The sequence below is a fragment of the Streptomyces sp. NPDC056503 genome, from assembly GCF_042794995.1.
In the GTDB taxonomy this organism is placed as follows: domain Bacteria; phylum Actinomycetota; class Actinomycetes; order Streptomycetales; family Streptomycetaceae; genus Streptomyces.
The window spans coordinates 1-5,960 of the sequence record NZ_JBHTST010000230.1; the positions used below are offsets into that span (position 1 = coordinate 1).

Here is a 5,960-nt window from a genome sequence, read left to right on the forward strand (position 1 = left end):
GCACCGAAGAGTTCCGGTGCGGGGCCGCCCTCGTTCCCGTACGAGACCGGGGTCAGCCCTCGCTGACGCCCAGCTTCTCCAGGATCAGGTCCTTGACCTTGGCCGCGTCGGCCTGGCCGCGGGTGGCCTTCATGACCGCGCCGACCAGCGCGCCGACCGCCGCGACCTTGCCGCCGCGGATCTTGTCGGCGATGGCCGCGTTGCCCGCGATGGCCTCGTCGACGGCCGTGCCGAGCGCGCCGTCGTCGGAGACGACCTTCAGACCGCGCTTCTCGACGACCTCGTCCGGGGTGCCCTCGCCGGCGAGGACGCCCTCGATGACCTGACGGGCCAGCTTGTCGTTGAGGTCACCGCCGGCCACCAGGGCCGAGACCCGGGCCACGTCCGCCGGCGTGATGGGCAGCTCCTCCAGGGAGACGCCCTTCTCGTTGGCGTTGCGGGCCAGCTCGCCCATCCACCACTTGCGGGCCGAGGCCGCGTCCGCGCCCGCCTCGGTCGTCGCGACGATCGCGTCGACCGCGCCCGCGTTGAGGATGGACTGCATCTCCTGCTCGGAGACGCCCCACTCCTCGCGCAGCCGGTTGCGGCGCACCCGCGGCAGCTCGGGCAGACCCTTGCGCAGCTCCTCGACCCACGCGCGGGCCGGGGCGACCGGGACCAGGTCCGGCTCCGGGAAGTAGCGGTAGTCCTCGGCGTTGTCCTTGATGCGGCCCGAGGTGGTGGAGCCGTCGTCCTCGTGGAAGTGACGGGTCTCCTGCACGATCGTGCCGCCGGACTCCAGGACCGCCGCGTGGCGCTGGATCTCGAAGCGCGCCGCCCGCTCCACGGAGCGGAGCGAGTTCACGTTCTTCGTCTCCGAGCGGGTGCCGAAGGTCTTGGTGCCGTTCGGACGCAGCGACAGGTTCACGTCGCAGCGCATCTGGCCCTTGTCCATGCGCGCCTCGGAGACGCCCAGGGCGCGGATCAGCTCGCGCAGCTCGGCGACGTACGCCTTGGCGACCTCGGGGGCCCGCTCGCCCGCGCCCTCGATCGGCTTGGTGACGATCTCGATGAGCGGGATGCCGGCCCGGTTGTAGTCGAGCAGCGAGTGCGAGGCGCCGTGGATGCGGCCGGTCGCGCCACCGATGTGGGTCGACTTGCCGGTGTCCTCCTCCATGTGGGCGCGCTCGATCTCCACGCGGAAGACCTCGCCGTCCTCCAGCTGGACGTCCAGGTAGCCGTTGAAGGCGATCGGCTCGTCGTACTGGGAGGTCTGGAAGTTCTTCGGCATGTCCGGATAGAAGTAGTTCTTCCGGGCGAAGCGGCACCACTCGGCGATCTCGCAGTGCAGCGCGAGGCCGATCTTGATCGCGGACTCGACGCCGATCTCGTTCACGACCGGCAGCGCGCCGGGCAGGCCGAGACAGGTCGGGCAGGTCTGCGCGTTGGGCTCGGCGCCCAGCTCGGTCGAGCAGCCGCAGAACATCTTGGTCTTCGTGCCGAGCTCGACATGGACCTCCAGGCCCATGACGGGGTCGTACGAGGCCAGTGCCGCCTCGTACGAGAGCAGTTCAGTGACAGTCACGGTGGAACTTTCCCTCTCAGCCCAGCAGGACGTCGTCGTCGCCGAGGCGCTTCAGCTCGCGGTACAGGATCGCGAGGCCGGTGACGATGGCGGCGGCGGACACGACGGCGTCGATCAGCTTCAGCGTGTCGTGGTCGGCGCGGGCCTTCTTGACCTGCTTGGCCACTGCGACGGCGCCGAAGGCGGTGGTGCCCATGGACAGATACGTACCGGCCTTGGACTTCTTGAAGCCCTTGGCCTTCTGCAGTGCACTGGTACTCACAGCGACGGAGCCTCCTCGATCAGCGGGTGACCCCACTTTTCCACGAAGGCCGCCTCGACGGCGGCACCGACCTTGTAGAGCCGGTCGTCCTGCATGGCGGGGGCGATGATCTGCAGCCCGACCGGGAGACCGTCCTCCGGCGCCAGGCCGCAGGGCAGCGACATGGCGGCGTTTCCGGCCAGGTTGGTCGGGATGGTGCACAGGTCCGCGAGGTACATCGCCATCGGGTCGTCGGCGCGCTCGCCGATCGGGAAGGCGGTGGTCGGGGTCGTCGGGGAGACGATCACGTCGACCTGCTCGAAGGCCTTCTCGAACTCGCGGGTGATGAGGGTGCGGACCTTCTGGGCCGAGCCGAACCACGCGTCGTAGTAGCCGGAGCTGAGCGCGTAGGTGCCGAGGATGATGCGGCGCTTCACCTCGGGGCCGAAGCCGGCCTCGCGGGTCAGGGCGGTGACGTCCTCGGCGGAGCGGCTGCCGTCGTCGCCGGCGCGCAGGCCGTACCGCAGGCCGTCGAAGCGGGCCAGGTTGGACGAGCACTCGGACGGCGCGATCAGGTAGTACGCCGAGAGGGCCAGGTCGAAGCTCGGGCAGTCCAGCTCGACGACCTCGGCGCCCAGCTCCTTCAGCAGCTCGACGGACTCGTCGAAGCGCTGCATGACGCCGGCCTGGTAGCCCTCGCCGCGGAACTGCTTGACGACGCCGACGCGCATCCCGGCCACCGAGCCGTTGCGGGCGGCCTCGACCACTGGCGGGACCGGCAGGTCGGCGGAGGTGGAGTCGAGCGGGTCGTGGCCGGCGATCGCCTCGTGCAGCAGGGCCGCGTCCAGGACCGTGCGGGCACAGGGGCCGCCCTGGTCGAGGGAGGAGGAGAAGGCCACCATGCCGTAGCGGGAGACCGCGCCGTAGGTGGGCTTGACGCCGACGGTGCCGGTGACGGCGGCGGGCTGGCGGATGGAGCCGCCGGTGTCCGTGCCGATGGCGAGCGGGGCCTGGAACGCGGCGAGCGCGGCCGAGGAGCCGCCGCCGGAGCCGCCGGGGATCCGGGTGAGGTCCCAGGGGTTGCCGGTCGGGCCGTAGGCGCTGTTCTCGGTGGAGGAGCCCATGGCGAACTCGTCCATGTTGGTCTTGCCGAGGATGACGACGTCGGCGGCCTTGAGGCGCTTGACCAGGGTCGCGTCGTACGGCGGGATCCAGCCTTCGAGCATCTTCGAACCGACCGTGGTGGGGATGCCCCGGGTCGTGAAGATGTCCTTCAGCGCGAGCGGGACGCCGGCCAGCGGGCCGAGCTTCTCGCCGCGGGCGCGCTTCTCGTCGACGGCGCGGGCCTGCGCGAGGGCGCCCTCGCGGTCGACGTGGAGGAAGGCGTGCACCTTCTCGTCGACGGCGTCGATGCGGGCCAGGTGGGCCTCGGTGACCTCGACCGCGGTGAGTTCGCCGGAAGCGATCTTCGCGGCGATCTCGGCGGCGGTGAGCTTGATGATGTCCGTCATGGTCAGTCCTCCCCCAGGATCTGCGGCACCTTGAAACGCTGCTGTTCCTGGGCGGGGGCGCCGGAGAGCGCCTGCGCGGGGGTGAGCGAAGGACGGACCTCGTCCGCGCGCATGACGTTCGTCAGCGGCAGCGGGTGGGAGGTCGGCGGTACGTCCTGCTCGGCGACCTCGGAGACGCGGGCGACCGCGCCGATGATGTCGTCGAGCTGACCGGCGAAGTGGTCGAGTTCCTCGTCGGCGAGTTCCAGACGCGCCAGCCGAGCGAGGTGTGCGACCTCCTCGCGCGTGATGCCAGGCATGCAGCGATCCTCTGGGGTGAGTCTGATGATGTGGGGCCAATCCTATGGGGCCCGCACCACTCCCCGTGAAACGGTGGGCCCGGACGGCCCTCCGGGTTCCCCTCGCCGACCCGTCCGGATCACTGCACGACGTGTCCGGGGGCCGGGTCCAGCTCGATCACGGGGGCGGTGTCGACCGCCCGCCGCCAGCCGTGCTCGCCGCGGGCGAGCAGCCAGGCGGTGGTCTCGGCGGGCGGCATGGCGGCGGAGACCAGCCAGCCCTGGACGGCGTCGCAGCCCAGGTCGCGCAGCCGCTCCCAGGTCTCGTCGTCCTCCACGCCCTCGGCGACGACCAGGAGGCCGAGGGAGTGGGCGAGGTCGACGGTGCAGCGGACGATCTCGGCGTCCTCGGTGTCGACGGCGAGCCGGGCGACGAAGGAGCGGTCGATCTTCAGCTCGCTGACCGGGAGGCGGCGCAGGTGGACGAGGGAGGAGTAGCCGGTGCCGAAGTCGTCCAGGGACATCTTGACGCCGTGGCCGGTGAGGCCGTTGAGGGTGTCGGCGGCGCGCTGGGGGTCCTCCAGGAGGACGTGTTCCGTTATCTCCAGCTGGAGGGAGCCGGCCGGGACGCCGTGGCGGGCCAGCCTGGCGGCGACGGCGCCGGCGAAGCCGGGGGTGTGGACGTCGCGCGGCGACACGTTGACGGCGACGGGTACCTCCAGGCCCTGGGCGCGCCAGCGGGCGACCTGGGCGAGGGCGGTCTCCAGGACGTACTCGGTGAGGTGCGGCATCAGGCCGGAGGACTCGGCGATGGCGATGAACTCGTCCGGTGGAACCTTTCCTCGCTCGGGGTGGACCCAGCGGACGAGCGCCTCCAGACCGGCGACCTGGCCGTCGAAGCGGACCTTCGGCTGGTAGTGGAGCTCGACCTCGCCGGCGTCCAGGGCGCGGCGCAGGTCGCCGAGGAGACCGAGGCGGTCGGGGGTGTTGGAGTCGCGCTTGGACTCGTACACCTCGACGCCGGTGCGGTCGCGCTTGGCCTGGTACATGGCGACGTCGGCGCGGCGCAGCAGCCCCTCGGCGTCGTCGGCGTGGTCGGGGTAGACGGCGACGCCGGCGCTGGCCTCCAGGACGAGGGTGAGCCCGTCGAGGTCGAGCGGGGAGGAGAGTTCGGCGACGAGGTGGCGGGCGACCCGCTGGGCGCTGGTGGTGGAGTCGGCGACGGGCAGCAGGACGGCGAACTCGTCGCCGCCGAGCCGGGCGGCCTCGGCGCCGCGGGGCAGGGCGAGGCGGAGCCGGTCGGCGATCTGGAGGAGGAGCCGGTCGCCGGCGAGGTGGCCGAGGGTGTCGTTGACCGAGCGGAAGCGGTCGAGGTCGATGAGGACGAGGGCGGAGCGGGCCTGCTCGCCCTCGGCGTCCTCCAGGGCGGTCCAGGTGCGCTCCAGGAGCCACTGGCGGTTGGGCAGGCCGGTGAGCGGGTCGCGGAGCTGTTCCTCGGCGCGGGCGCGGGCGATCCAGAGGGTGGAGTCGAGGGCGATCAGCGGGATGGCGAAGAGCGGCAGGAGGACCGGGAAGGCGGCGGCGACGACGCAGATCAGCGGCGCGATGCCGAGCAGGGCGACGGCGACGAGCCCCTGCCGGAGCAGGGCGGTGCGGGCGACGGTGGGCAGGCCGCGGCCGGGCGGGGCGAGCGTGTACCACAGCAGGAGCCGGGTCGCGAGGAGGTAGACGCCGGCGGCGAGGACGATCTCCGGGACGTCGGAGATCCCCCAGTCGAGGGGGCGCCAGGGGTGGTCGACGCTGGGGACGTCGCCGAAGAGGGCGAGGACCAGGGCGGCGGCGCCGACGCCGAGGATGTCGGCGGCGCCGTGCAGCAGGCCCTGCCGCCAGCGGTGCCGGCGGGCGGCGCTGACGAGGACGACGACGGTGAGCGAGACGAGTCCGGCGGGGACCCAGCCGTACTGGAGGAGGACGGCGAGGGTGAGGGCGGCGCCGGAGCCGGTCCCGCCCCACCAGCGCTCGCGGCCGAGGGCGACGAGGTGGCCGACGATGAGCCCGGTGAGGAGGGCGAGGGACCAGCCGGCGACCCCGCCCGGGAAGAGCGGGTGGTTGGTGGTCAGGGCCCGCTGGAGCCCGGTGACGAGCACGGCGGCCGCTGTGCCCAGCACGGCGGCGGGCAGGCCGGTGAAGCCCTCGGGGAGCACCCGGCCGCGCGGCCGTGGCACCGGGGCGGCACTCTCGGTCGGTTCCATTCCCGTCCCTCTCACAGGCGGCGGTGCCGTCGCTGTCCGATGGGCCGCGGCGAGGCGGCCGTGGCGGCGTCCGACCGCCGCGCCGTGCGCCCCGCCGGCTTCAGGGGCGGGGCG

5 protein-coding genes are annotated in these 5,960 nt (G+C 72.6%); all 5 read right to left on the bottom strand.

Annotation, left to right across the window (positions count from 1 at the left end):
* Positions 1 to 52 precede the first annotated feature (52 nt).
* The gene (gatB, locus tag ACFQ8C_RS36135; protein WP_383466090.1) at positions 53 to 1,564 is read right to left on the bottom strand and encodes an Asp-tRNA(Asn)/Glu-tRNA(Gln) amidotransferase subunit GatB; all 1,512 of its coding nucleotides are present in this window, start codon (positions 1,562 to 1,564) and stop codon (positions 53 to 55) included.
* Between the two features lie 16 nt (positions 1,565 to 1,580).
* Positions 1,581 to 1,826 carry a hypothetical protein gene (locus ACFQ8C_RS36140; RefSeq protein ID WP_383466091.1) on the bottom strand — a complete coding sequence of 82 codons (246 nt, stop codon included), beginning with the start codon at positions 1,824 to 1,826 and terminating at the stop codon, positions 1,581 to 1,583.
* A complete protein-coding gene (gene gatA / locus ACFQ8C_RS36145) occupies positions 1,823 to 3,316 on the bottom strand; it encodes an Asp-tRNA(Asn)/Glu-tRNA(Gln) amidotransferase subunit GatA (protein ID WP_383466092.1) in 1,494 nt (497 codons plus the stop codon). The genes ACFQ8C_RS36140 and gatA overlap by 4 nt, the downstream gene beginning before the upstream one ends.
* Positions 3,317 to 3,318: 2 nt before the next feature.
* Positions 3,319 to 3,615, bottom strand: coding sequence for an Asp-tRNA(Asn)/Glu-tRNA(Gln) amidotransferase subunit GatC (gene gatC, locus ACFQ8C_RS36150; protein ID WP_030492502.1), 297 nt, complete (start codon positions 3,613 to 3,615; stop codon positions 3,319 to 3,321).
* A gap of 119 nt (positions 3,616 to 3,734) precedes the next feature.
* Entirely contained in the window at positions 3,735 to 5,846 is a 2,112-nt protein-coding gene (locus ACFQ8C_RS36155) for a putative bifunctional diguanylate cyclase/phosphodiesterase (RefSeq protein WP_383466094.1), read from the bottom strand.
* Positions 5,847 to 5,960 lie beyond the last annotated feature (114 nt).

Bases quoted from the DNA above. Each gene is read 5' to 3' on its own strand.
- gatA (WP_383466092.1), bottom strand. From the start codon at position 3,316: ATGACGGACATCATCAAGCTCACCGCCGCCGAGATCGCCGCGAAGATC.
- gatC (WP_030492502.1), bottom strand. From the start codon at position 3,615: ATGCCTGGCATCACGCGCGAGGAGGTCGCACACCTCGCTCGGCTGGCG.
- ACFQ8C_RS36155 (WP_383466094.1), bottom strand. From the start codon at position 5,846: ATGGAACCGACCGAGAGTGCCGCCCCGGTGCCACGGCCGCGCGGCCGG.